Source organism: Amycolatopsis sp. NPDC033938, assembly GCF_055575975.1.
The window spans coordinates 130692-156243 of sequence record NZ_JBVIRO010000013.1 but is presented as its reverse complement, the minus strand read 5'-3'; the positions used below and the strand labels follow the sequence as shown (position 1 = coordinate 156243).

Genomic DNA, 25552 nt, shown 5'->3' with positions numbered 1-25552 from the left:
GCCCTCGCCAAACTTTTATTAAATTTAAATAATATCCACCGCCTTTATCCGCTGACATATCCGTGCCCCGGGGTCGGGGGTGGGGCCGCCGCCCCGCCCCCCCACGACCGGCTCACGAGGAGATCAGTACTCGCCCGGTTGTTCGCAAGGCGGAACAGGGCCTGCTCACATTTCGCGGTCGCGCATGACCCACCTCCCTTTCGACCGGCGCACCGGTGGGGAACGGGCGCGTTCTCGCTCAGTTTGCGGGCAGCCTTTCCCCCTCCACGCACCCGGTGGCCGTGTTGTGACCCATGTAATGGGAAGGTTGTCGCACGCGGAGCCATTTCGCCCAGCGGCGAATCGGCAGATGGCCCTGCCCGCCTTCTGGCCCGTTGTGGCACGATCTGCCGCGGAGCAGGGAGAAAGGTGCTTCTGGTGACCGAGAATTCCGGCTCGGCCAGATCCGGGGAAGCCGGGAAAGCACGGGCGGAACCGCGGCCGGTTTCGACGGCGGCGTCGGCGTTCGGCCGTGCGCTGCGGCAACGGCGGCAGGCCAAAGGACTGGCGCTGCGCGAACTCCAGAAAGTCGCCTATGTCGACAAGAGTCTCATCAGCCGGGTGGAACGCGGACTCACCCCGCCGAGCGCGGAATTCGCCGAAGCCTGCGATCGCGCGCTGGAGGCGGGCGGGACGCTGATCGTGCTCGCCGAAGCCGCCCGTGCGGAACCGTACGTTCACCTTCCGCCTCCGCCGAGCCATTTCGTCGGCCGCGAGGAACACTTCGCCCTGCTCGACGAAAAAGTCCTCACCGGACCGGCCAAGGTGGTCTTCGTGGCCGGGCCGCCCGGAGTCGGGAAGACCGCGCTGGTCCTGAAATGGGCGAACCGGCGGCAGGAGGAATTCGACGGCGTCCTCTGGTCGGATCTGCGCGGCTACGCGGCGGGCTCCCCCGCCCAGCCCGCCGACATCCTCGACGACCTCCTCCGCTGCGTCGGCGTCCGCCCCGACCGCATTCCCGCCGAGGAGCACATGCGGCTCGCCCTCCTGCGCGGTCTCTTGCGGGGCCAGCGCACGCTCGTCGTGCTGGACAACGCGCTCGACTCGTCTCAGGTGCGGCCGGTGCTGCCCGGCACCCCGGACACCACCGTGCTGATCACCAGCAGGCGACGGCTCTCCGGACTGGTCGTCGGCAGCGGCGCGGTCCAGGTTTCCTTGGAGCCGCTGGAAGATCTCGAAGCGACGCGGCTCATGGCCGAGCTCATCGGGGACGACCGCGCGGCGGGCGATCCCGACGGTGTCGGCGAACTCGTCCGGCTGTGCGCGGCGCTGCCGCTGGCGGTGAACATCGCCGCCGAACGGGTCGCCACCCATCCTCACCAGAGTGTCGGAGACCTCGCCGTCGAACTCGTCGCCGAGGGGCGGCGGCTGGAACTGCTCGCCGTCGACGACGACGCCGTCGGGGTCCGGGCCGCCTTCAGCTGGTCCTACCGCGCGCTCGAGGCCGAAACCGCCCGCATGTTCCGGCTGCTCGGCCTCCACCCCGGTCCGCGATTCACCGCCGGCGCGGCGGCCGCGCTCGCCGGACTGCCGGAACACGAAGCACGGCGACTTGTCGACAAGCTCGTCCAGGCGCATCTCGTCCAGCAGGTCGGCCCGCTGTACTACCGGTTCCACGACCTGCTCCGCGTCTACGCCGCCGAAGAGGCCGCCGCCGAACAGTGGCGCGACGAGCGGCAGGCGGCCGTTTCCCGGCTCACCCACTGGTATCTCCACGCGGCCAACGCGGCGAGCTGGACGCTGACGCCCGCCCGCGACCACCACGTCGACCTCGGCCCCGCTCCCGAAGGCGTCGAGCCGCTGCGGTTCGCCACCTTCGACGAGGCCTACATCTGGTGCGCGTCGGAGATGCCGAGCATCACCGGCGTCGCCCGCCTGGCGCTGGACCACGGGCTGTACGAGATCGGCTGGCGGCTGCCGGTGGAGATGTTCGACTACCACCTGCTCGGCAGGCCGTGGCAGACCTGGATCTCCAGCCATGACGTGGCGATCGAATCCGCGAAGGCGGGCGGCGACCTCGGCGGGCTGGCGTGGTCGGCGATCAACCTCGCCGAGGCGCACCGGCGGCGGGGCGCCCTCGACCGCGCGCACGAGCTGTACAGCCAGGCCGTCGACATCTCCGGCGAGATCGGCGAGAACCCGAGCCTCGGCTGGGCGCTGGTGGGGCTCGGCAACATCGCGCACGAGCGAGAGGACTACGCCGAAGCCGTGCGGCTGGCCGAGCAAAGCGTGGCGGTGAACGCGCGGATCGGTTACCAGCTCGGCGAAGCGACCGCGCGGGTGCACCTCGGCCGGGCCTACCGTGATCGCGGGGACCGCGATCTGGCCCTCGACCACGGCCGTCGCGCCCTCGACGTCTACGCCAAGGACGCCGACCAGCACGGCATGGGGTTCGCGCTGGTCCCGCTGGCCAGGACCTGCCGCCGGTTCGGCGACCTGGACCAAGCGCTCGAGTACTGCGAGCAGGCACTGACCGCTTATCGGAACTGCGGCGACGTCTGGGGCCAGGCCGACGCGCTCGACGAACGCGGCTGCGCGCTGGCGGCGCAGGGCCACACCGAGGAGGCGATGGCGGCGTGGCGCGACGCGCTCCAGCTCGTCATGGATCTCGACGACCGGAAGGCGAGTGTCCTGCGCGGCAGGCTCGAAGGCTCGGCTCAGTAACCCGCATTTATTGAGAGGTAAGGCAAACGTGGCGTGATCGGCTGACTGTCCGACGGCAGGCGAGGAGCTCCCCGTTGAGGCGGGGCGCGTCGCGCGACTGTCCACAAGGGACACCTTTCGAGGACTCGGTGTCCGATTGATGACGCTATGTGCGGTTCCGCGTGGGGTCGTGAGTGGCAAATAGGGTTAGAACCCTCATTGCCACACACGACCCCAGCACAAAACCGCACAAACCGTCCAATCCGGACAATTTTCTTCAGAAAAGCGTCCCTTGTGGACGCTGGAGGGGCGCGGCCCGGCTTCCGTCAGTCAGTCCAGTCCCGCGCCGGGACCGTCACTTTTGCCTTACCCTCAATAGTCCGCTGAATGCGGTCGGGTCACTCTCGGCGTGCGTCGCCGGCCCGGCTCAGTGGCGATGTCGGCGCCCTGGGCGCCGGAGGTTCCGGGGAGACGGGGGCAGGAGGAGCCACGACGACCCGGTTCCGTCCGCTCCGCTTCGCCGCGTACATCGCCGAGTCCGCCGCACGGAACAGCTCGCCGTAATCCGTCGAGTGCTCAGGCGAGAGGCCGACGCCGATCGACACCGTGCAGCCGTGGATCGGCCCCACCGCGCGGGGTTCGTTGGTGGCGTGTCCGCTGGCGAGTTCCGTCAGCCCGGTGATCGCGGTCTTCGCCACGGCCTCCCGGATCCGCTCGGCGATCCGCACGGCTTCCTCGCGTGTGGTGTCCGGGAGCAGTACCGCGAATTCCTCGCCGCCCCAGCGCCCGACGACGTCGGAAGCGCGCGTGTTCTGCCGCAGTACCGCGCTGACGCAGCCGAGCACGATGTCGCCGCCGGAATGCCCGTACTTGTCGTTCCACTGTTTGAAGTGGTCGAGATCCAGCATCAGGAACGCCGTCGGACGCCGATCGGTCTGGTCTTCGAGCAACCTGAGCGCGGCGGGCGCGTGGAAGGAGTCCTCGGTCAGCAGCCCGGTCTTCCGGTCGCGCTGGCTGCGCGCGATCGTGTCCGCCAGTGCCTGCGAGAGCCGGGTCGAGCGCAACGCGACCCCGATCATCACCAGCGGCACCAGCGCGATGTTGACCGCGCCGAGGATCGTGGTGCACGCGGCGAGCTGCAGCGCGTAGACGAAGTCCGCGTTGTCGGCCCAGCTGCCGATCAGCTTCTGACGGCGCCAGCCGCCCCAGGCCAGGCCGCGCGCGATACTGATCAGGAGCGTCTGTGAAGCGAAGTACCAGAGCGCGGCGCCCACCAGCGCGACGGCGGCGAACACGATGTCACCCGCTCGCTGAGGGAGCGTGCCCGATTCGAGCCAGGTGTGCAGCGAGGTCAGTTCGGTGATCGTGTGCACGCCGAGGATGGACGCGGCGTGCGCGGCGGTGGTGAAGAGGAACGTCGTCATCGCCTTGTGCGCGATGGAGTAGCGCTGGACGCGCACCATCAGCAGCAGCGCGAGCGAATACGCGGGCGGGAGCAGGACGGCCGCACTACCCAGCCAGACCGCGGTCTGGTCGATGTGCTCGCCACGCCGGTCGTCGGCGCGCCGCTGTTCCTCGGGATGCTGGGTCTGGACGAGGTACCAGATGGCGCAGCCCGCGATCACGCCGAAGCGGACGAGGTCGGTGGTGGTGGAGGAGGCCTTGAAACCGCTGTAGAGCGCCCAGCCGGAGACCGCGAGTTCGGCGCCGAGCATCCAGCCGATGGCCGCGGGCGGCAGCCGCCACAGCTCCCAGCCCGCCGGATGGCGCAGGGTGTTCCAGGCACGGCTTCGCAGCCGCCAGACGCGGGCGGCGGCGAGCCCGACGGTGTCGGCGAACCCGCGGACCGAACCGGTCTGCCGTTCAGGGACCACGTCGCGGTTCGCGGTCTTCAGTTCCTCCCGTAGCCCGAAGTCGCTGACGAGGGCCACCTCCATCCGTTACGCACCGCACCCGCCTCGATCTTGCTGGTCACCACAAGAGGGTGACAGGGGGACCGCGTTGACGATCGCGTGAGACAACGCAATGCCTGCGTTCGCCGGACACGATGCCGCCACAAGCTGGCAGGGTGGCTCGTATGCCAGACGCCGCATACGACGCCGCCGCGGTCCCGGTCATGTTCGGCCCGGACTTCGACCGGGACCCCTCGCCCGCCTACGCATGGCTGCGGGCGAACGCCCCGGCGTTCCGGCTTCCGCTGCCGGGTGACACCTGGACCTGGTTGCTGACCCGGCACGCGGACGTCGTCTCCGCGATGGCCGACCCCCGGTTGTCCAAATGTCCCTCCGTGGCCGCGGAACACTGGCGCAAAGCCAATCTCGGCCTGCCGGCCGACCACCGCCCGACACTCATCGGGCATATGAACAACGTCGAGGGCGACGAGCACGCGAGGCTGCGGAAAGCCTGTGCCGGCGCGTTCGGCCCGCGAAGGCTGCAACACATGCGCGACCGCACGCATCAGCTGGCGAACGAACTGCTCGACCCGATCCTGGAGCGCGGCGAGGGCGATCTCGTCGAGGATTTCGCCTACCCGCTGGGCATCCGGTCGATCTGCGAGCTGATCGGCATCCCGGACACCCTCCTGGACGAGGTCCGCCCGCCCGCGCTGGTGGTCGCCGCCGGTGACGTCACCGACATGCCGTCGATGCTGAAGGCGACCGACGAACTGGACGAACTGCTCGCCGACGTCGTCGCGCGGAAACGCGCCGAACCCGGCGCGGACCTGATCAGCGACCTGCTCGCACAGGAAGCCGCCGGAAAGCTCACCGCGGAAGAGGTCGCCGCGACGGCGTTCCTATCGCTGATCGCCGGGCACGAGACCACGATCAGTCTCATCGCCTCCACCGCGCTGACCCTCATCACGCATCCGGAGGAGGCGGCCCGCGCCCGCGCCGACGGCTCGCGGCTGACGCTCGTCATCGAGGAGGTCCTGCGCCGCGACACCCCGCTGCAGAACACCAGCTGGCGGTTCGTCACCGAGCCGATGGAACTGGCCGGGCAGCGGATGGAGCCCGGCGACCCGATCCTGTTGTCGTTGCTGGCGGCCAATCGTGACCCCGACGTCCACCCCGAACCGCTCGCGTTCCGCCCGGGCGAGCGGCCGGTGCGGCACGTGGCCTTCGGGGTCGGCCCGCATATCTGCATCGGCGCCGCGCTCGCGCGGATGCAGGCGTCCGCGGCGCTGGAGACGTTGTTCGACCGCGCGCCGTCGATGACGCTGACCGTGCCCGAAGACCGGCTCGTCTGGTGGCCGAGCGCGATCACCCGAGGCCTGCACAACCTGCCGGTGAAACTCTGATCGTGAGTGATAAGTCAAACGTGGCGTGCTCGGCTCGCTGCCGTGAAGGTCCCCTTGCCTACCCTCAAGGTAGCGAAGGAGGCCTTCACTACCTTGAGACTGTCCACAAGGGATAGGCACCGGCAATTGAGTGCCCGATTGATGCCTGTATGTACGGTTCTCATGCGCGTGAAGGCCCCCTTCCCTCGGCTGAGCCGAGGGAAGGGGGCCTTCACGCGCAAAGACGCCACCACAAAAGTCCCCTTAGGCACACCAGCCTCAGGTGCAACGATTCACGCACCAACGCTCATTGACACTCACGACCCCTCGTGAAACCGTGCAGTTCGACCAAATCGGGCGCTTCGGTCTCGGAAAGTGTCCCTTGCGGACAGTCCAGAACCGGGCCGGGCCGGCAGCGCTGCGACTTTGCCGGAACCCTGCTGCGCGCATTCGGCTTACCTCTCCGAGACCTGCGTCAGCGACGGGTCACGAGGCGAGTCTCGAGCAGGTCGTCGACCACCCGGGTCTCCACCCCGGCCCGCCGTTCGAACGCGGACCCGCGCAGCGGCCACAGCGCGACCAGCACGATGCCCACCGCGGACAGCGCGGCCAGCACCAGCGCGGCGACGAACTGGGCGGCACCGGCGGTCGCGGTACGCAGGACGACGAACCCGATCAGCACGATGACGGTCGGCAGCACCGCGGCCAAGGCCACCAGGACGGCGGGGGTGCGGCGGAGGTCGCGGCGCCGGGTGGTCAGCCAGGCGGCGAGAAGGCAGGCGAAGGACGCGCCCAGCAGGCAGGCACCCGCCGTGTCGCTCAGTCGGTGCCAGCCCAGCGCGACGGTCGACGACGCGACCCAGGCGACGGCGACGCCGCCGATCCCGATGATCGCCGCACGGAATCGTTGCGGCAGAACGAAAGCGAGAGCCATCAGAATCGCCATGGCGGCGCTGACGTGTCCGCTCGGGAAGCTGTTGTGCCCGGGACCGTAACCGCCGTCGGGCAGTTCGGGGCGGTCGAGCACGTACAGCTTGAGCAACTGCGCGGTGACGAGCGGGAACACCAGGACACTCAGCGCGGGGACCAGAAGACCGGGCTTCCGGCGAAGCGACGCCAAGACGACCAGCCCGACGACGGCGGCGCCGATCACCAGCACCATGTCCTGGTCCCGCAACGGCCCCGCCCAGTCCATTGTGGACCACCGGCCGGACTGCGCGCTGCGGACGACGCCGTTCTCCGCGAGCTGCCCGGCCGAGGTGTGCACGAACAGCACGAAGGTCACGACGAACGCGGCGGCCAGTCCCAGTCCGGTGGCGAGCTGGAACACGGCCCTGGACAGGGTGCGCCTGGTCTCGGCGTGCCGTCCCGGCAGGGGACGGTGGGCGGGGGTCGGCTTCGCTTCCTGGATGAGTACGGCCATACGTCCCACTGTCCCCACGGCGTTTCGCGGTGAGGTCCGGACAATGTCATGGTTCTGCTACAAGATCGAGCCGACTCGCATCCGCGCGCCGTTGTCCGAATAATGGCGGCGTGGCAAGTGTCCTTGTGATCGAAGACGACGCGTCCGTCCGGGAGGGTCTGGAACTCGCGCTGCGCCGTCAGGCGCACACCGTCCACACCGCCGAGAGCGGTGAGCTCGGGCTGGAGAAACTGCGGGTGTTCCAGCCCGACATCGTCGTACTCGACCTGATGCTGCCCGGGATCGACGGCTTCGAGACCTGCCGCCGCATCCGCGCCGCGGGCGAGGTGCCGATCATCATGCTCACCGCCCGCAGCGACGACTTCGACATCGTGGCCGGACTGGAGGCCGGCGCCGACGACTACGTGACCAAACCGATCGAGCCCCGCGTGCTCGACGCCCGGATCAGGGCGGTGCTGCGGCGCGCGGTGAGCGAGAAACCCGCCGGCGAGGAGAACCCGGGCGGGGAACGGCACGGCGAGCTGGTCATCGACCGCGCCGGGCTGGTGGTCACGAAGAACGGCGTGCCGGTCTCGCTCACCCCGACCGAGCTGAAACTGCTGCTGGAGCTGTCGCGCACGCCCGGACAGGTCTACAGCCGCCAGCAGATCCTCTCCGCCGTATGGGATCACGACTACCTCGGTGATTCCCGGCTGGTCGACGCCTGTGTCCAGCGGCTGCGCGCGAAGATCGAAGACGTGCCCGCGAAGCCCGATCACGTCCAGACCGTCCGGGGCTTCGGGTACCGGTTCGGCCGTTCATGAGGCTGCTCTCCGGCCTGCGGCCCCGGCTCATCCTGGCCTTCGCGGCGATGACGATCATCGGGGCGGCGGCCGCGGCGGGAGCCAGTTACGTCTCGGCCCGCAACGCCATTCTCGAAGCGGTCCAAGACGCGGCGATGAACCAGCTGAAGGACCGGGTCGCCGCGTACGGCCGCCCGCTGTCCACGCCACCGACCCAGGAACAGCTCAACGACTTCGCGGGCAGCCTGCGGTTGAACGCCGTCGCGGTCTACCGGGATCTGCGGTCGGTCAACGGTCCGGACCTGACCACGTTCTCCCCCGAACTCCGGGAAACGGTCGCCAACGACACCCGGATCCAGTTCCAGCGGCTGGATCGCGACGCCACCCCTGAACTCCTGGTCGGCTTGCCGGTGCTGGCGCGGCAACCGGACGGCTCGATGGGTGCCACCGGTGTCGAGGTGTACTCGCTCACCTCCCTCGTCCAGCAGCAACAGGCCATCGAGGAACTCGCGAAGTCCGCGTGGCAGATGGCGGCGCTCGCGCTGCCGCTGGCCGCCGCGCTCGCCTTGCTGGCCGCCAGGCAGGTGCTGCGGCCGGTACGGGCGCTCAACACCGCCGCCGCCCAGCTCGGCGAAGGCAGGCTCGACGTCCGGCTGCCCGCCAAGGGGTCCGACGAACTGGCCGAGCTGGTCACCACCTTCAACAACACGGCCGCAGAACTGGAACGCACGGTCGGCGAGCTGAGAGCCATGGAGGCCGACGCCCGCCGGTTCGTGGCCGACGTGTCGCACGAACTCCGCACCCCGCTCGCGGCGATGAACGCGGTCACCGACGTCCTGGACGAGGACGCCGAAACGCTGCCGCCGGACACCGCCGTCGCGGCGCGGCTGGTCTCCGGCGAGACCCGCAGGCTGACCCGGCTCGTCCAGGACCTGGTCGAGATCTCCCGCTTCGACGCGGGCCGCGCCGAACTCGCGCTCGACGAATGGGATCTCGCGACGGCGATCCGGGACAGCCTCGACGCCCGTGGCTGGCGCGACGGCGAAGACCTGGTCACCGACCTGCCCGACGGCGTCCTCGCCCGGGTGGACCGGCGGCGGCTCGACCTCATCGTGGCCAATCTCGTCGGCAACGCGCTCCGGCACGGCGCCGCGCCGGTCGAAGTCCGCCTGCGTACCGACGAGGAGAACGTCACGCTGGAGGTCGAAGACCACGGCCCCGGGATCGACCCCGAGGTCCTGCCGCACGTGTTCGACCGGTTCACCAAGGCCGACACCGCCCGCGCCCGGTCCGAGGGCAGCGGGCTGGGCCTGGCGATCGCACTGGAGAACGCCCGGTTGCACGGCGGCGACATCACGGCGGCCGACACCGGGCACGGCGCCCGGTTCGTCCTGCGCCTGCCGCACCGGGCCGAAGGAGTGACGCGATGAGGAAGATCCGGCTGCTGCCCGCACTCGCGGCCGCGGCACTGCTGACGGCCTGCGGTGTGCAGCCGACCGGCGTCGTCCCGGCCGGGCCGGGACCGTCGATCCGCGCCACCTCGGGGCCGGCGGTCCTCGGCGGGCTGACCCTGTACTTCGTCTCCGATGGCCGGGTCGTCCCGGTGACCCGGGCCAGCGAAGGGTTCATCTCCCCCGAGGGCGCGATCACGCTGCTGCTGAAGGGCCCGACGGATCGGGAGGCCGCGCAGGGGCTCACCACGTTCGTTCCGACCGAAGTGGGCAGGGTCGAGGTGTACTCGGGCGACCCGGCGACCATGGTGCTGCCGTTCCCCACGCGGAAATTGTCCGAACAGGCCCTCAATCAGCTGGTGTGCACCGCGATTGCCGCCCCGTCGGCGACGGGGCAGCCCCAGCGCGCCCGAGGGATGAACGTGACCTCGCCGGACGACAAGCAGTACTTCCAAGCCTGCAAAGCCGGCTGACCTCGTCACTCACCGTGCTCACAACAAAGCACTTCTAGGGTCTGTACGGACGTGAGCCCTGTTCGGTTCACCGATCAAGGTAACTGTGGGCGAGCACACTCGCGCGTGACATCGCCGTGTCCATTTCGTAATGTTGCCCGGAGCTCGCGGCCCCCGACGCGAGTTCCCGTCCCCGAAGTGGTGAGTGATCAGAGAAATGGCCGGCAGACATCGCAAGAAAAAGGCTCCGCAGTGGAAGCTCCCCGCGGGTATCGCGGCAGCGGTCGCCACGGCGCTCCCGGCGTCGATGTGGCTGACCACCGCGGGCTCCCCTGACGTCGAAGCGGCCAGTGCCGCGCTCGCGCTGCAGGCTCCCCCGGTCTCCAGCGTGACTCCCCCGCCGTCGACCAGCACGACCCCGCCCTCCAGCACGACCCCGCCGCCCTCGACCACGCCGGCTCCCCCGAAGCCGACGACGTCGACCAAGGCCCCCGCCCCGATCAAGAAGACCGTCCCCGCGGCGACGGCGTCGTGTTCGACCAGCCTCGCCGGCACCAAACCGCACGTGGCCCAGGTCGGCAACCACATCAAGGCGAAGTTCGGTGTCACGAACATCGGCGGTGTCGCGGGCCGCGCCAACGCCAGCGACCACCCGTCCGGCCTCGCACTGGACTTCATGGTGGACACCGCCACCGGCAACGCCATCGCCGACTACATCCTGGCCAACCAGAAGGACTTCGGCGTCACCTACGTCATCTGGCGCCAGCGGTACAACGACGGCAGCGGCTGGGACACCATGGAGGACCGCGGCGGCGCGACCGCCAACCACATGGACCACGTCCACGTCTCCTTCGCCAAAAGCGCGAAGGTCAGCGTCAGCTGCTGACGACGCCTTACTGACGACGCCGAGCGGACCGTTCGCCGGGCTGGACCACAGGTCGACCCATGACCTCTTCCACGCCTTTGACGGCGAGCCGGTCCGCTCGCTCGTTCTCCGGATGCCCGGCGTGCCCCTTGACCCAATGCCATTCGACGTCGTGCTGTGAAGCGGCTTCGTCGAGGCGGCGCCACAGGTCGGCGTTCTTGACCGGCGTCTTGGCCGAGGTCATCCAGCCGTTGTTCTTCCAGTTCCGCACCCAGCTGGTGATGCCGTTCCGGACATACGTGCTGTCGGTGTAGATGTTCACGGTGACCCGGCGTTTCAGGCTTTCCAGCGCTTCGATCGGCGCGGTCAGCTCCATCCGGTTGTTCGTCGTCGGCCCGGGATCCCCGCCGTAGATCTCCTTCTCGACCGTGCCGTACCGCAGCACCGCGCCCCAGCCGCCGGGGCCGGGGTTCCCGCTGCACGCACCATCGGTGTAGATCTCGACTGAAGCCGCTGAATCCGCCACCGGGACACCCTAGCGACGGGGCTCAGTCCGGCAGGAGCGGCACCCACGGCTCCTCGGCCTGCCCGAGATGCACCGCGCGCGTGATGGATTTCGAGCCGAAGCGGTCCCGGACCGTGTCGAGCGTCGAGTCGAGCGCGTCCCTCGGCTTCGTCTCGAAGGGCAAGGCCAGCTGGATCGCGTCGTCCTTCGACAGATTCGTGAGCGCGAGGCCGATCAGGGTGAGGCCCCGTTCGTCGATCAGTGGTCTCGCCGCGGCGAACAGCTCGCGCGCCGCGGCGACGATCGCGCCGGTCTGTTCGGTCGCTTCCAGCAGCGTGTGCGAGCGCGTCGCCTTGGTGAAGTCACCGAATCTCATGCGCAGCACGACCGTCCGGCACACCCGGTGCGCGGCGCGCAGCCGCCGCGCGAGGCGATCGGCCAGCGTCAGCAGCATCGCGTCGAGCTCGGCAGGCGAGCGCGGCCTGCTGCCGAGCGCGCGCTGCGCCCCCATGGACCCGCGACGGCGGCCGGTCCGCACCCGCCGCGGATCGTCGTTGTGGGACAGGGCGTGCAGGTGGGTACCGACGCCACGGCCCAGCAAGCGCACGAGTTCCTTCTCGCCGAACCCTTCCATCTGCCCGACCGTCGTGACGCCGCGCTCGCGCAGCTTCCGCGCGGTCACTTCGCCGACGCCCCACAGCCGTTCGACCGGCAGCGGGTGCAGGAACTCCAGTTCCTTGTCGTGCGGCACGACGAGCAGCCCGTCGGGTTTCGCGACGCCGCTGGCGACCTTCGCGAGGAACTTCGTCCGGGCGACGCCGACGGTGATCGGCAGGCCGACCTGCTCCAGGACGTCCCGGCGCAGTTTCGCGGCGATCCGGCTCGGCGTGCCGGCGATCTTCAGCAGTCCGCCGACGTCGAGGAAGGCCTCGTCGATCGAAATGCCTTCCACCAGCGGTGTCGTGTTGTCGAAGACCTCGAAAACCGCCTTGCTCGCCTCCGCGTAGGCGTGCATCCGCGGCGGGACCACGATCGCGTCCGGGCACAGGCGCCGCGCCTGGCCGCCGCCCATCGCCGTGCGGACGCCGTAGGCCTTGGCCTCGTAACTGGCCGCCAGCACGACCCCTCCGCCGACGATGACCGGCCGCCCGCGCAGGCTCGGGTCGTCCCGCTGTTCGACCGACGCGTAGAACGAATCCAGGTCGGCGTGCAGGATGGGACCCTCGGTCGGCATAGAACATATGTTCGCATCAAGCCGTCCGGGCGGCCAAGCCCCGGATCGGCCGAACCGTCAGACCGGCGAAGGTTCCCTGCGCGAACCGACGCGGGCACGCAGGAAGTCCGTCACCGATCGTCCGCCCGCGAAGCACCAGATCGCGATCACCGGATCGCAGATCGCGCAGCCGAACGAGGAATCGTGCAGGAACGGGATGATCGGGGCGCCCTTGAGATGGTGCACGACGTCCCAGCCGGTGTGCAGGAGCCAGGCGATCCCGACGAACGTCCATGACTCGAGGCCGCGGTAAGCCACGTAGGTCACCACCGCGGCGAACGCGAATTCCCAGATCCCGAGGCCGCCACCGCTGAGATACGCGGCGCCCGCGCCCGCGACCATGATCGCGTTGAAGCGGCGGCGGTGCGGTTCGTGGATGAGCGACATCAGGACGACGTAGGCGAGGCCGACCAGAATCGGCGCGATGATCATCATGGCTCGACGCTAGAACCGGACCGCGTCCGCGCCCAGTGGCGTGAACGACGCCTTCCAACGGGATCCCGCCATCGGCGCGGTAGGTTCCGGATATGCACACCGTCGCCGTGCTCGCACTGGACCAGGTGATCCCGTTCGATCTGTCGACCCCCATCGAGGTCTTCACCAGGACACGGCTGCCGGACGGCGGCGCGGGTTACCGGGTGCTCGTCTGCGCCGAACGGCCGGACGTCGACGCCGGGCATTTCACCTTGCGCGCGCCGTGGGGGCTGGAAGCGCTGCGCGAGGCCGACACGATCATCGTTCCCGGCACGGCCGAACCCGCCCGGCCGGTGCCGCGGGCCGTCCATGACGCGCTCACTGCGGCGGCCGCGGCGGGTACGCGGATCGCCTCGATCTGTTCCGGCACCTTCATCCTCGCCGCCGCCGGGCTGCTCGACGGCCTCCGCGCCACCACCCACTGGCTCGCGGCCGAATCGCTCGCCGAGGCCTACCCGGCGATCGAGGTCGACCCGGCCGTGCTCTACGTCGACAACGGGCAGATCCTGACGTCGGCGGGCGCCGCCGCGGGCCTGGATCTGTGCCTGCACCTGATCCGCCGCGACCACGGCTCCGCGATCGCGGCCGACGCCGCCCGGCTTTCGGTGATGGCGCTGGAACGTGAAGGCGGCCAGGCCCAGTTCATCGCGCTGCGGCATCCCCCGGCACCCCGCGGTTCGGCGCTGGAACCCACATTGCTCTGGATGCAGGAAAATCTCACGCGTGACCTCAGCCTCGCCGACATCGCCGCGCACGCCGGGATGAGCACCCGCACACTGATCCGGCACTTCCGCGAACAGACGGGGACGACACCGCTGCAATGGCTGCACCGGACGCGTATCCGGCAGGCACAGCATCTGCTCGAGACCACGCAGGACGCGGTCGAGCGGATCGGCGCCGAGGTCGGGTTCGGCTCACCGACCTCGTTCCGCGAGCGGTTCAAGCGCACGACGGGGGTCAGTCCCGGTACTTATCGACGCGCTTTCCGTTGAGCCGTAAGAAATTCAGGCGGCCAAGGCGGCTTCGGCGCCGGCACGCACCCTGGCCTGCTCGGCGAACCGCCTTCGGGCGACGACGACTCTGAGCCATCGTTCGGAGCGTTCGGCGTCCAGACCGGAGGTGGCGCGGGCGAGCACTTCGGCGGCGTGCGCGGCGGAATCGATCTCCGCGGCGGCGCCGAGGTAGTCGCCGGACTCGATGAGCTTGTACGCGTGGCGCATCTCGGTCTGCGCGGTCGAGTAGATGGCGTAGGCGGCCAGGTTGTGCGCCAGCGGACCCAGTGAATGCGACATCGGATTCTCCGTCCTTGTCTTCCTTGCCTCTCTACTGACACGTCGAACGGTGGCGCGGCGGTTCGACATGAGCACGGATATTTTTCGAACTTCCCCGCCGGGTTGCGCGAAGTGGCCGCTTCACGACAGCCTGAAGCGCATGCCAGCCCGAGCGGCGTCGTTCCGCAGCGTCTTCGCGGTCGCCGAGTTCCGCCGGATCTGGCTCGCGCATCTGCTCTCGGTCGCCGGTGACCAGCTGGCCAGGGTCGCGCTCACGGTGCTCGTGTTCGACCGGACGTCGTCGGCCGGCTGGGCCTCGGCCGCGTACGCGCTGACTTTCGTGCCCGATCTCCTCGGCGGTGCGCTGGGCGGCGTCGCGGACCGGTTCTCGCGCCGCACGGTGATGGTGGCCACCGACGTCGGCCGCGCGGTCCTGATCGCGCTGATGGCGGTGCCGGGGCTGCCGTTGCCCGCCGCGGCCGCCCTGTTGTTCCTCGTGCAGCTCATGGCCGGACCGTTCTACGCGGCGCGGCAGGCGATGCTGCCGGACCTGCTCGACCCGGACCGGTTGGTCGTCGGGCAGGCCGTCATCTCGTCGACGTATCAAGCCGGGCTCGTGGTGGGGTTCGGCGCGGGCGCCGCCGTCGTCACCGGCCTCGGCGTGCCTGGCGCGCTGCTGATCGACGCGGGCACGTTCGCGCTCTCGGCGCTCATGCTCCGCTTCGGGCTCAGGCGGTACCCGCCCTCGGCCCCACGCCACCACCAGCGCCCGTCGCTGCTCGCGGGCTGCCGTCTGGTCGCCCGCGACCGCAAGCTGCGGTGGCTGCTGCTCATCGCCTGCTGCTGCGGCTTCTACGTCGTCCCCGAGGGCCTCGCCGTCCCGGTCGCCGCCGAACTGGGCGGCGCGGGTGCGCTGCCGTGGCTGCTGGCCGCGAACCCGGTCGGCTCGGTTCTCGGCGGGATCCTGCTGAGCCGGATCCCGCGCGAACGGCAGGTCCGGCTGCTGGGCGCACTGACGGTGATGAGCAGCCTGGTGCTGATCCCGACAGTCTGGGTGTCGGGCCTGGTCCCCATCGTCGTGCTGTGGACGATCTCGGGTGCGTTCTCCGCGCACGACATGATCACCCAGACGCAGTACAGCCTCGCCGCGCCGCCCGACCATCGCGGTCAGGTGATCGGGGTCGCGATCGCCGCGTTGCGCGCGGCACAGGCGGCGGGTATCGCCGTGGCCGGGCTGGTGGCGCAGGTCGTCGCGCCGACCACCGTGGTCGCCGTCGCGGCGGCCGCGGGTGTGGTGGTCGCCGGGGTGGCCGGCGTCGGCTGGTCGCGTGCGGTGTCGTCCCGCCGTGGCCCCGGGGATCACGGGGATCACGTGGGGCCGGTCGGCGGGACGACACCGGTTGGTGAGCACGGTTCCTGACAGCGGCCGGTCATCACGTCCAGTTGTTGTCACGACGGGTCGTCCAGTTGTTGTCACGCACTACGTTCACCTCCCTTCCGAAAATCCGAGCGCACGCCCGTGGGGCAGATCACTCAGGTCCAGTTGTTGTCCCGCATGCTGTTCACCTCCCTCGAAATAGCGATGAACCCGGCAAATCACTCACCAGTTGTTGTCCTGCATCGGTGCACCTCCCTCGTTTCGGTTGGGCTGTCCGGGGGAATTCGCGGCCGCGCTTCTTATCGTCCGGACAACGAGGGTCGTCGCAGTCCCGGTTCGATTACGGTGTAGATCACCGACGGAAGAGGGTGCGTGGACGGACGACTCGGCGGCGCGCGGCGGCGGCTCAGGGCCTGGCACCTGTGGAGCCTGCCGCGACCTGTGCGTTCCTACGTGCTGGTCGTGAATCTCATCGCAGTCCTCTCGACCGCCGCCACGGCCCGGCTGGTCCCGGTCACCGGCACCGACCTGGTCCGTTTCGGCATCTTGACGCTCTGCGCGGCCATCGCGATCGAGGGCACCCGGCAGATCGAACGCCAACGGGAGTACGACAGGGCCCCGTCGGTCGCCTACGTCGACACCAAGGCGGTCTGGAGCGTCGCCGCCGTCATCGCGCTGCCGCCGGTGCTCGCCGCCGCGATGGTCGTCGTGACCTACACCATCGCATGGCTGCGGATCTGGCCACACCAACGGCCGGTCCTACCCCATCGGTGGATCTTTTCCGCCGCGACGGTGCTCTGCGGCACCCAGGCCGCCGTCGTCGTCCTCAGCCTCGGCATGCGCCACTACCCCGGTTCGCCCGACTCCGGACTGCTCGCCGGACTGGGTGACCTCGCCGTCATCATCGTGGCCGCGGCCCTGCGCTGGGCGATCAACACCGTGCTGGTGATGATCGCGATCGCGCTCTCGTCGCCACCGAAGTCGATCGGCGAACTGTTCTCCGGCTTCGGTGACCAGATCCTCGAGGCAGGCGCACTCGGGCTCGGCCTGGTGACGGCCGTCGTGCTCGTACAGGCGAACCCACTGGTGCTGGTCGGGGTCGTCATCGCGCTGGTCGCACTGCACCGCGGGCTGCTGCTCACGCAGTACCGGCGCGACGCGCACACCGACGCCACCACCGGACTCGTCACGAAACGCCGCTGGCGCCAACTGGCCGAGGAACATCTCGGCCGGACGCGCGCGGGCCGCAAACTCGGCGTGCTGTTCCTCGACCTCGACAACTTCAAGACGATCAACGACACCTACGGTCACCCCAACGGCGACCTCGTCCTGCGCGCCGTCGGCGACGCGCTGCGCGCCGAGATCCGCGAACAGGACGTCTGCGGACGGTGGGGCGGCGAGGAGTTCGCGATCGTCATCCCGGACGTCCACAGCGAGGAGACCCTGCGCCAGGTGGCCGAACGGATCCGGCACCAGGTCGCGATGGTCTCGGTCGCGCTGCCCGACCGCGACACGGTGCTGACCGACCTGACCGTGTCGATCGGCGGCGCGCTGTACCCGGCCGCCAACGTCTCCAGCGTCGACGATCTCCTCGTCGCCACCGACACCGCGCTCTATCGGGCGAAGCAAGGTGGCCGCAATCGCGTCGAGTTGGCCCCGCCTGTTCAGTAGGGGCTCGGTGACGGCCTTTCGGTCTCGCCTGGGTGGGGTTGTGTTGCCGGAATTCGGCGATGGTGCACCGGCTTCGGCAGTGGAGACCTGGTGCGAGACTCGCTCAAACCAGGGCACCCCTCGGGAACCAATCCACACGAGAGACTGTCGCCGGAATTCGGCAACAGCGCACCGACTGCCGAGAGCAGAGACCCGTCGCGATACTCACCCAAACCAGAGCACCTCTCGGGAATCAACCTACACACGAGGGTTTCGCCGGAATTCGGCAACGGCGTCTTCGGCTTCGGGGTGGGGAGCTGCCGTGGCTCGCGCAAGCCGGGGCGGCCCTTGGAACCGACCCACCCAGGAGACTGCTGCCGGAATTCGGCAACGGCGTCTCCGGCTCCATGGCGGAGACCTGTCACAAGGCTGGCGCAAACCAGGGCGGTCCTTGGGAACTGCCCCTAGGAGGCTGTTGCCGGAATTCGGCGATGGTGCACCGGCTTCGGCAGTGGAGACCTGTTGCGAGACTTGCCCAAACCAAGGCCCCCTCAGGAACCAATCCACGCAAGAGTCTGTCGCCGAAATCCGGCAACACTCCACCGAATCCATGAGCAGAGTTCTATCTCCAGTCATACCCAAATCAGAGCCGCCTGAAGGCTTTCGCCGAAATCCGGCAATGATTGTGTGGGTCGCATGATCCAGAATTGTCGGTGGCCGGTTGTACGGTTTTCGGCGTGGATACTTACCAGGCGGCGCCGGTGGCGCTTCTCGAGGAACTCACCGATCCTGATCTTGTGGAGTTGGTCAATGCTTCGATAGTTTCGTTGGACGACAAGGATTCTGTGGCTGTGGCGCGGGCGGCGTCGGCGGGGATCGCGCGGTTGGAGGCGGTCCGGTTCCGCGCGTTGGCTCAGCTGAGCCGGCACCGGCAGGGTGCGCGGAGTGTGGTGCAGGAGGTCGCGGTCGAGTTGTCTCTGGTGGACACTCATGCGGGCTCGATGGTCTCCACGGCCGAGGCGTTGACCACGCGCCTGCCCCGCACCCTGGCGTTGATGGACCAAGGGAAACTGTGTGGTTTCGGTGCGATGAAAGTCGCCGCCGCCACCGCCTGGCTCTCGGAGGAGAACGCGCGTGCCGCGGACGCTCTGTTGGAGGATCGGTTGCCGGGCAGGAATGCCGGCCAGATCCGGAAAGCGGCGAATCACGCGGCGGGCACCGTCGACCGTGACGGCGCCGACAAACGCGCCGCGCACCACCGCGAAGGGCGCCGTCTCACCCTGCGGCAGGGCGAGACCGGGGTCGCCTCGATCGAGGTCGAAGACGGGCCGGTCGAGAAGGTCACTGCCGCCTACCGCCGCATCGACCACGAAGCCCGCGCCCTGCGCAAGGATGGGGAGACCCGCACGCTGGACCAGCTCCGCGCGGACATCGCGCTCGATCTCCTGCTCGGCGGCCACGGCGGCGGCACCAGTGAACGCACCGAAGTGTTCCTGTACATGGATTTGTTCACCTATCTCGGGCTGAACAATGAGCCCGCCGAGCTGGCCGGACACGGCCACATCCCCGCGGGGCTGGCCCGCCACATCGCCACCGCACCGGACACCGTCCTGCGCCGCATCATCACCGACCCGCTGTCCGGGCAAGTCCTGGACCTGGGACGGGACCGGTACCGGCCTACGGCAGGTCTGGGTGAGTTTGTGCGGGTGCGGGATCGTGAGTGCCGAAGACCGGGGTGCGGGCGTCCGGCACAGGCCTGCGATCTCGACCATGTAGTGCCGTGGCAGCACGGCGGCCACACCACCGCCGACGACTTGATCGACCTCTGCCGCCGCGACCACCGCCTCAAAGACGAACCCGGCTGGAGCTACCGTCTCACCCCCGACGGCACCCTCACCATCACCACCCCGACTGGACACAGCTACGACAGCACCCCACCACCACTCCACGAACCCCGCCCATAAAGCCCCCAGACCGCCGAACCGCCACCCTTCTGATCCTCGTCGCCAGGAATCGGCAACGGACGGTGCGGTTTCGTGCCTAAGGTCCTGATCAACGACCGGTGAACACCTCTCGGGCACGTTCCCGGCGATGGCCGGCGTGATTTGGCGGCTGGAGAGTGCCGGCTTCCGACCCTTCCCGCAAGGGCGTGTCATGACAACCGCGTAAGCAGCGGCTGGCCCAAGATCGGGTCGCTGAACCCCATCGCCGGAAAACGGCAACGCCTGCCCCCGACACGGCGCCATCACCGAGGAACGACGACAGCTCCCGAACACACCGCACAGCCAGGCCCGCCCCGATGAAACCGGCGTGAACACCTGGTGACACCTCACGCACCCCGGCCACCGAGCTCAGCCCGCGATTGTCCACTTCATCACCTCATTCGCCCCCTCGCCGAGGTGTTCCAGGACACTTTTTGGCGGGTTCCTACAAGACCGGGCCCTCGGCATGCGCCACCGACGACATTCTCGTACCGGCCGGTAAGAGGCAGGCTGTAAGCAGGTACAGGTGACTGTCCCGCGCGTGATCCGGCGGGATGTCGCCTGTTGTGCTGCGTACTTTGGGAGGCTCAGTCGGTGTTCAGTCGTGTCGCCATCGTCAACCGCGGAGAAGCCGCGATGCGGCTCATCCATGCCGTCCGCGAGCTTTCGGCGGAGACCGGACAGCGGATCGAGACCGTCGCTCTCTACACGGATGCGGACCGGTCGGCGACGTTCGTGCGGGAAGCCGACATCAGCTACAACCTGGGTCCCGCCTCGGCGCGTCCCTATCTGGACTTCGCCGTGCTGGAACGGGCGCTGACCGAGACCGGGGCCGACTCGGCTTGGGTCGGCTGGGGTTTCGTGGCCGAGGATCCGGCCTTCGCCGAGCTGTGTGAGCGGCTGGGCGTCACCTTCATCGGCCCGAGCCCGGACGCGATGCGCAAGCTCGGTGACAAGATCGGCGCGAAGCTGATCGCCGAAGAGGTCGGCGTTCCGGTCGCCCCGTGGAGCCGCGGCGCCGTCGCGGATCTCGACGCCGCCATCAAGGCCGCCGACGAGATCGGCTACCCGCTGATGCTCAAGGCGACCGCGGGCGGTGGCGGCCGCGGTATCCGCGTCATCACCTCGGCCGACGAACTCAAGGACGCCTACGAGCGCACCAGCCTGGAGGCGGAGCGCGCCTTCGGCAGTGGTGTCGTGTTCCTGGAGCGCCTGGTCACCGGCGCCCGGCACGTCGAGGTCCAGGTCATCGCCGACGGCCAGGGCACCGCGTGGGCGCTCGGCGTCCGCGACTGTTCGGTGCAGCGCCGCAACCAGAAGATCATCGAAGAGTCCGCCTCCCCGGTGCTGAACCCCGAGCAGGCCGACGAGCTCAAGCGGTCAGCCGAGCGGCTCGCGCTCGCTGTCGGCTACCGCGGCGCCGGCACGGTCGAGTTCCTCTACCACCCTGGCGACAAGCTGTTCGCCTTCCTGGAGGTCAACACCCGCCTGCAGGTCGAGCATCCGATCACCGAGCTGACCACCGGCATGGACCTGGTCAAGGCCCAGCTGCACGTCGCGTCCGGCGGCAAACTCGAAGGTCTCCAGCCCGCCGAAGCCGGTCACGCTGTCGAGGCGCGGCTCAACGCCGAGGACCCCGACCGCGACTTCGCCCCTTCTCCCGGCCGCATCGCGCGCCTGGACCTGCCCGCGGGCCCCGGCATCCGCGTCGACACCGGGGTCAGCGAAGGCGACACGATCCCGGCCGACTTCGACTCGATGATCGCGAAGATCATCGCCTACGGCCGCGACCGCGACGAGGCACTCGGCCGTCTGCGCCGCGCGATGGCGCAGACCACGGTCATCATCGAGGGCGGCGCGACCAACAAGAGCTTCGTCCTCGACCTGCTCGACCAGCCCGAGGTGATCGACGGCAGCGCCGACACCGGCTGGATCGACCGCGTCCGCGGCGAGGGCAAGCTGGTCACCCACCGCCATTCGGCGATCGCGCTCGCGGCCGCCGCGATCGAGGCCTACGAGGACGAAGAAGCCGTTGAGCGCCAACGACTTCTCTCCACCGCGCACGGTGGCCGTCCCCAGGTCCAGCATGAGAGCGGCCGCCCGCTCGACCTCAAGCTGCGCGGCGCCGCGTACCGGGTGAGCGTGGCCAGGATCGGCCACCGCCGGTTCCGCGTCGGCGTCTCCGCGGGCGGCGGCGAAATCCACGCCGCCGACGTCGAGGTCGACCGCTTCGACGAGCACACCGGCCAGATCACCGTCAACGGCACCCGTTTCCGCCTGGTCACCGGCACGCACGGGCCGATCCACCTGGTCGAGGTCGACGGCGTCACCCACCGCGTCAGCCGCGACGAGGGCGGCGTCGTCCGCTCCCCCGCACCCGCGCTCGTCGTCGCGACACCGCTCGAGGTCGGCGCGGAGGTCGAGGCGGGCGCACCGGTGCTGGTGCTGGAAAGCATGAAGATGGAGACAGTGCTCCGCGCGCCGTTCCGCGCGAAGCTGCGCGAGTGCGTTGTCTCGGTCGGCAGCCAGGTCGAGACAGGCGCGCCGCTGCTGCGGCTCGAGCCGCTGGCGGAAGAGGGCGCCGAGGTCGTCGAGGACACCGGCAGCGTCGAGATCGAGCTGCCCGTGGAGCCGGACAGCGCGTCGACGCCGCAGCGGATCGCGCGGGGACAGCAGGATCTGCGCAGTCTCCTGCTCGGCTTCGACGTCGACCCGCACGACGAGCGCCGCACCCTCAGCGCGTATCTGGCCGCCCGTGCCGAAGTCGAGGACAACGGCGACCGCCCGCTGGAGGGCGAGGTCGAACTGCTGACCGTGTTCGCCGACCTCTCCGAGCTGATCCGCAACAAGCCGGCGGGTGAGGAGACCAAGACCGACACCCGGGTGCACAGCGCCCGCGAGTTCTTCCACACCTATCTGCAGAGCCTCGACGTCGAACGCGCCGGTCTGTCGGAGTCGTTCCAGAACAAGCTCAAGAAGGTACTGGCGCATTACGGCGTCAAGGAGCTGGAGCGGACGCCGGAGCTGGAGGAGGCGGTCTTCCGCATCTTCCTCGCCCAGCAGCGGGCCGCTTCCGACGTCGCGATCGTCACCGCCCTGCTGCGGCAGTGGCTCACCGAGGCGCAGCCGTTCGAGGCGATGCGCGAACCGGCGGGCAAGGCGCTGGAGCAGCTCATCGCCGCCACCCAGGTCCGCTTCCCGGTGGTCAGTGACCTCGCGCGCAGCGTGGTGTTCCGCTGGTTCGCCCAGCCGCTGCTGCGCCGCACCCGCGCCGAGGTCTACAGCGAGGTCCGCAAACACCTGCGCCACCTCGACCGGCACCCGGACTCGCCGGACCGCGCCGAGCGGATCGCGAGCATGCAGGCCAGTGCGCAACCGCTGGTCCGCCTGCTCGGGCAGCGGATCGGGCGCCCCGGCACCGACCACACCCCGCTGCTCGAAGTGCTGAGCCGTCGCTACTACGGCAACCGCGCGCTCACCGGCGTCGGGCAGGTCACCGTCGGCGACTGCACCTTCGTCACCGGTGACTACGCCGACGACGGCGAGCGGTTCCACATGGCCACCACCGCCGTCGACCGCGCCGGGCTGCCCGGGGCGATCAAGGCCGTCGCCGATCTCGCCGCCGGACTGCCCGCCGACACCGACGTCGAGGCGGATCTCTATCTGACCTGGGACGACGAGTCGGCCGACGACGACGCGATGGCCGCCGGACTGCGCGAGGTCCTCACGGCCGAGTCGCTGCCGAGCCGGATCCGGCGCATCACCACCACGGTCGCCGGGCACAGCGGCGCGGTGATGCACCACCACTTCACCTTCCGCCCGTCCTCGACCGGCTTCAGCGAGGAACGGCTCATCCGCGGGCTGCACCCGCTGATCGCCCAGCGGATGCAGTTGCAGCGGCTGGCGAACTTCGACCTCACGCGGCTGCCGTCCGGTGACGAGGACGTCTACCTGTTCAAGTGCGTGGCGCCGATGAACCCGGCGGACCAGCGCCTGGTCGCGCTCGCCCAGGTCCGCGACCTGACCCCGTTGCGGGACAACGACGGCAAACTGCTGGCGCTGCCCGCGGTCGAAGGCACCCTGGCCGGTTGCCTCGACGCGATCCGGGAAGTTCAGGCGAAGCTTCCGCCGAAGAAGCGCTTCGACACCAACCGGATCATGCTCTACGTGTGGCCGACCAGTGACCTCACCGGCGAGGAGCTGAACACGGTCGCGCAGCGCGTGCAGCCGTCGACGGCGGGCGCGGGTCTCGAAGAGGTCCAGTTCCTCGGCAGGCAGCGCGACCGCGCGACCGGTGAGGTCACCGAGGTCGCGGTGCGGATCGGCTACGACGTCAGCGGCGGCGTGCAGATGACCCTGTCCGAGCCCACCACCGGGCCGATCCTGCCGCTCGACGACTACCACCAGAACGTCCTGCGCGCCCGGCGCCGCGACACGGTGTACCCGTACGAGCTGACCAAGATGCTCGGTTCGTTCACCGAGTACGACATGGACGACAGCAACACCCTCGTCCCCGTCGAACGGCCGATGGGACGGAACAAGGCGGCGATCGTCGCCGGTGTGGTCACCACGCCGACCGAGCGGTACCCGGAGGGTGTCAAACGGGTGGTGCTGCTCGGCGATCCGACGAAGGCGCTCGGCGCGCTGTCGGAGCCGGAGTGCTCGCGGGTGATCGCGGCACTGGACCTCGCCGAGCGGATGCGGGTCCCGCTGGAGTGGTACGCGCTCTCGGCCGGTGCCCGGATCTCGATGGAGTCCGGTACCGAGAACATGGACTGGGTCGCGGCCGCGCTCAAGCGGATCGTGAACTTCACCCAGGACGGTGGCGAGATCAACATCGTGGTGGCGGGGATCAACGTCGGCGCCCAGCCGTACTGGAACGCCGAAGCGACGATGCTCATGCACACCAAGGGCATCCTGGTGATGACGCCGGATTCCGCGATGGTGCTGACCGGCAAGCAGTCGCTCGACTTCTCCGGTGGTGTCTCGGCAGAGGACAACTTCGGCATCGGCGGCTACGACCGTGTCATGGGCCCGAACGGCCAGGCGCAGTACTGGGCGCCGAACCTCGCCGCGGCCCGCGACGTGCTGATGGCGCACTACGACCACACCTACGTGGCACCGGAGGAGTCCGGTCCGCGCAAGGCGGTCACGAGCGACCCGATCGACCGGGACATCTCGTCGTTCCCGCACGCGGCCGTGGACAGCGACTTCACCACGGTCGGCCAGATCTTCTCGCGTGAGGCCAACCCCGACCGCAAGAAGCCGTTCGACATCCGCACCGTGATGCGCGCGCTGTCGGACCAGGACCACCCGGTGCTGGAACGCTGGCCGGGGATGGCCGACGCGGAGACCGCGGCCGTACAGGACGTGCACCTCGGCGGGCGGCCGGTCTGCCTGCTCGGTATCGAGTCGCGTTCGGTGCCGCGCCGCGGCTTCCCGCCCACCGACGGCCCGGACACCTACACCGCGGGCACGCTGTTCCCGCGGTCGTCGAAGAAGGCGGCGCGGGCGATCAACGCGGCCAGCGGGAACCGGCCGCTGGTGGTGCTGGCGAACCTGTCCGGCTTCGACGGCTCGCCGGAGTCGATGCGGAAACTGCAGCTGGAGTACGGCGCGGAGATCGGCAGGGCGATCGTCAACTTCGAGGGCCCGATCGTGTTCTGCGTGATCTCGCGGTACCACGGTGGCGCTTTCGTGGTCTTCTCGAAGGCGCTGAACCCGAACATGACGGTGCTGGCGCTGGAGGGTTCGTTCGCCTCCGTGCTCGGTGGCGCGCCCGCCGCGGCGGTCGTGTTCGCCGGTGAGGTCAACGCGCGGACCGCGGCGGATCAGCGGGTGCGGTCGCTGACCGAGAAGCTCAGCGGGGCGACCGGCGCCGAACGTGCCGCGCTGGCCGCGGAACTGGCCGAGGTCCAGTCGTCGGTGCGGTCCGAGAAACTGGGCGCGGTCGCCGCCGAGTTCGACGGCGTGCACAGCATCGAACGCGCGGTGAAGGTCGGTTCGGTGGACGCGATCATCAGCCCGGCCGAGATGCGGCCGCGTATCATCGAGGCGATCGAACGGGGCCTGGCGAAGCGCTAGCCC

Annotated in this window: 17 protein-coding genes; 11 read left to right on the top strand and 6 right to left on the bottom strand. The window is 69.4% G+C overall.

From position 1 onward, the window contains the following. The first annotated feature begins 417 nt into the window (after window positions 1–417). Window positions 418–2703 carry a tetratricopeptide repeat protein gene (locus tag ACZ5ZX_RS28655; RefSeq protein ID WP_465505076.1) on the top strand — a complete coding sequence of 762 codons (2286 nt, stop codon included), beginning with the start codon at window positions 418–420 and terminating at the stop codon, window positions 2701–2703. A 377-nt stretch (window positions 2704–3080) separates the two neighbouring features. On the opposite strand, the gene ACZ5ZX_RS28650 is transcribed toward ACZ5ZX_RS28655, so the two are convergent. Further along, window positions 3081–4619 carry a GGDEF domain-containing protein gene (locus ACZ5ZX_RS28650; RefSeq protein WP_465505075.1) on the bottom strand — a complete coding sequence of 513 codons (1539 nt, stop codon included), beginning with the start codon at window positions 4617–4619 and terminating at the stop codon, window positions 3081–3083. Window positions 4620–4759: 140 nt separating this feature from the next. On the opposite strand from ACZ5ZX_RS28650, the gene ACZ5ZX_RS28645 reads away from it, so the two are divergent. Next, on the top strand, window positions 4760–5980 hold the full coding sequence (locus ACZ5ZX_RS28645; protein ID WP_465505074.1) for a cytochrome P450 family protein: 1221 nt from the start codon (window positions 4760–4762) through the stop codon (window positions 5978–5980). Window positions 5981–6434: 454 nt separating this feature from the next. Here the strand turns inward: ACZ5ZX_RS28645 and ACZ5ZX_RS28640 are convergent, their stop codons facing one another. Next, window positions 6435–7382 carry a phosphatase PAP2 family protein gene (locus tag ACZ5ZX_RS28640; protein WP_465505073.1) on the bottom strand — a complete coding sequence of 316 codons (948 nt, stop codon included), beginning with the start codon at window positions 7380–7382 and terminating at the stop codon, window positions 6435–6437. Window positions 7383–7492: 110 nt separating this feature from the next. Between ACZ5ZX_RS28640 and ACZ5ZX_RS28635 the strand changes: the two genes are divergently transcribed. The 4 genes from ACZ5ZX_RS28635 (at window position 7493) to ACZ5ZX_RS28620 (ending at window position 10953) form a co-directional block, all read left to right on the top strand. Beyond that, window positions 7493–8185 (top strand): response regulator, encoded by a 693-nt coding sequence (locus tag ACZ5ZX_RS28635; protein WP_465505072.1) that lies wholly within the window; start codon window positions 7493–7495, stop codon window positions 8183–8185. Beyond that, window positions 8182–9594, top strand: coding sequence for an ATP-binding protein (locus tag ACZ5ZX_RS28630; RefSeq protein WP_465505071.1), 1413 nt, complete (start codon window positions 8182–8184; stop codon window positions 9592–9594). Before ACZ5ZX_RS28635 ends, ACZ5ZX_RS28630 begins: the two co-directional genes overlap by 4 nt. Continuing rightward, window positions 9591–10088, top strand: coding sequence for a GerMN domain-containing protein (locus ACZ5ZX_RS28625; RefSeq protein ID WP_465505070.1), 498 nt, complete (start codon window positions 9591–9593; stop codon window positions 10086–10088). The genes ACZ5ZX_RS28630 and ACZ5ZX_RS28625 overlap by 4 nt, the downstream gene beginning before the upstream one ends. A gap of 196 nt (window positions 10089–10284) precedes the next feature. Beyond that, window positions 10285–10953, top strand: a complete 669-nt coding sequence (locus ACZ5ZX_RS28620; protein ID WP_465505069.1) for a VldE C-terminal domain-containing protein — start codon at window positions 10285–10287, stop codon at window positions 10951–10953. 7 nt (window positions 10954–10960) lie between these two features. Here ACZ5ZX_RS28620 and rnhA read toward each other — a convergent pair whose 3' ends face one another. Genes rnhA through ACZ5ZX_RS28605 form a run of 3 tightly spaced genes read right to left on the bottom strand, consistent with a single transcriptional unit; the run spans window position 10961 to window position 13145 of the window. Next, a complete protein-coding gene (gene rnhA, locus ACZ5ZX_RS28615) occupies window positions 10961–11458 on the bottom strand; it encodes a ribonuclease HI (protein ID WP_465505068.1) in 498 nt (165 codons plus the stop codon). 22 nt (window positions 11459–11480) lie between these two features. Further along, the gene (gene dinB, locus ACZ5ZX_RS28610; RefSeq protein WP_465505067.1) at window positions 11481–12671 is read right to left on the bottom strand and encodes a DNA polymerase IV; all 1191 of its coding nucleotides are present in this window, start codon (window positions 12669–12671) and stop codon (window positions 11481–11483) included. Window positions 12672–12728: 57 nt separating this feature from the next. Further along, window positions 12729–13145 (bottom strand): DUF6010 family protein, encoded by a 417-nt coding sequence (locus tag ACZ5ZX_RS28605; RefSeq protein WP_465505066.1) that lies wholly within the window; start codon window positions 13143–13145, stop codon window positions 12729–12731. Window positions 13146–13237: 92 nt separating this feature from the next. Here ACZ5ZX_RS28605 and ACZ5ZX_RS28600 point away from each other — a divergent pair, with 92 nt between their 5' ends. Next, on the top strand, window positions 13238–14176 hold the full coding sequence (locus ACZ5ZX_RS28600; protein WP_465505065.1) for a GlxA family transcriptional regulator: 939 nt from the start codon (window positions 13238–13240) through the stop codon (window positions 14174–14176). Between the two features lie 12 nt (window positions 14177–14188). Here the strand turns inward: ACZ5ZX_RS28600 and ACZ5ZX_RS28595 are convergent, their stop codons facing one another. Then, window positions 14189–14476 (bottom strand): hypothetical protein, encoded by a 288-nt coding sequence (locus tag ACZ5ZX_RS28595; RefSeq protein ID WP_465505064.1) that lies wholly within the window; start codon window positions 14474–14476, stop codon window positions 14189–14191. Between the two features lie 139 nt (window positions 14477–14615). On the opposite strand from ACZ5ZX_RS28595, the gene ACZ5ZX_RS28590 reads away from it, so the two are divergent. The 4 genes from ACZ5ZX_RS28590 (at window position 14616) to ACZ5ZX_RS28575 (ending at window position 25549) form a co-directional block, all read left to right on the top strand. Continuing rightward, window positions 14616–15875: an MFS transporter gene (locus ACZ5ZX_RS28590; RefSeq protein ID WP_465505063.1), complete on the top strand. Its 1260-nt coding sequence runs from the start codon at window positions 14616–14618 to the stop codon at window positions 15873–15875. A 330-nt stretch (window positions 15876–16205) separates the two neighbouring features. Then, entirely contained in the window at window positions 16206–17504 is a 1299-nt protein-coding gene (locus ACZ5ZX_RS28585; RefSeq protein ID WP_465505062.1) for a GGDEF domain-containing protein, read from the top strand. A gap of 740 nt (window positions 17505–18244) precedes the next feature. After that, complete coding sequence (locus ACZ5ZX_RS28580; RefSeq protein ID WP_465505164.1) at window positions 18245–19447, top strand: HNH endonuclease signature motif containing protein; 1203 nt, start codon at window positions 18245–18247, stop codon at window positions 19445–19447. Window positions 19448–20059: 612 nt separating this feature from the next. Beyond that, entirely contained in the window at window positions 20060–25549 is a 5490-nt protein-coding gene (locus ACZ5ZX_RS28575) for an ATP-binding protein (protein WP_465505061.1), read from the top strand. The last annotated feature ends 3 nt before the right edge of the window (window positions 25550–25552 follow it).

Coding starts and splice junctions, on each gene's coding strand:
- ACZ5ZX_RS28630 (WP_465505071.1), top strand. CDS start 8,182: ATGAGGCTGCTCTCCGGCCTGCGGCCCCGGCTCATCCTGGCCTTCGCG.
- ACZ5ZX_RS28595 (WP_465505064.1), bottom strand. CDS start 14,476: ATGTCGCATTCACTGGGTCCGCTGGCGCACAACCTGGCCGCCTACGCC.
- ACZ5ZX_RS28650 (WP_465505075.1), bottom strand. CDS start 4,619: ATGGAGGTGGCCCTCGTCAGCGACTTCGGGCTACGGGAGGAACTGAAG.
- ACZ5ZX_RS28620 (WP_465505069.1), top strand. CDS start 10,285: ATGGCCGGCAGACATCGCAAGAAAAAGGCTCCGCAGTGGAAGCTCCCC.
- ACZ5ZX_RS28605 (WP_465505066.1), bottom strand. CDS start 13,145: ATGATGATCATCGCGCCGATTCTGGTCGGCCTCGCCTACGTCGTCCTG.
- dinB (WP_465505067.1), bottom strand. CDS start 12,671: ATGCCGACCGAGGGTCCCATCCTGCACGCCGACCTGGATTCGTTCTAC.
- ACZ5ZX_RS28600 (WP_465505065.1), top strand. CDS start 13,238: ATGCACACCGTCGCCGTGCTCGCACTGGACCAGGTGATCCCGTTCGAT.
- ACZ5ZX_RS28590 (WP_465505063.1), top strand. CDS start 14,616: ATGCCAGCCCGAGCGGCGTCGTTCCGCAGCGTCTTCGCGGTCGCCGAG.
- ACZ5ZX_RS28640 (WP_465505073.1), bottom strand. CDS start 7,382: ATGGCCGTACTCATCCAGGAAGCGAAGCCGACCCCCGCCCACCGTCCC.
- ACZ5ZX_RS28645 (WP_465505074.1), top strand. CDS start 4,760: ATGCCAGACGCCGCATACGACGCCGCCGCGGTCCCGGTCATGTTCGGC.
- ACZ5ZX_RS28625 (WP_465505070.1), top strand. CDS start 9,591: ATGAGGAAGATCCGGCTGCTGCCCGCACTCGCGGCCGCGGCACTGCTG.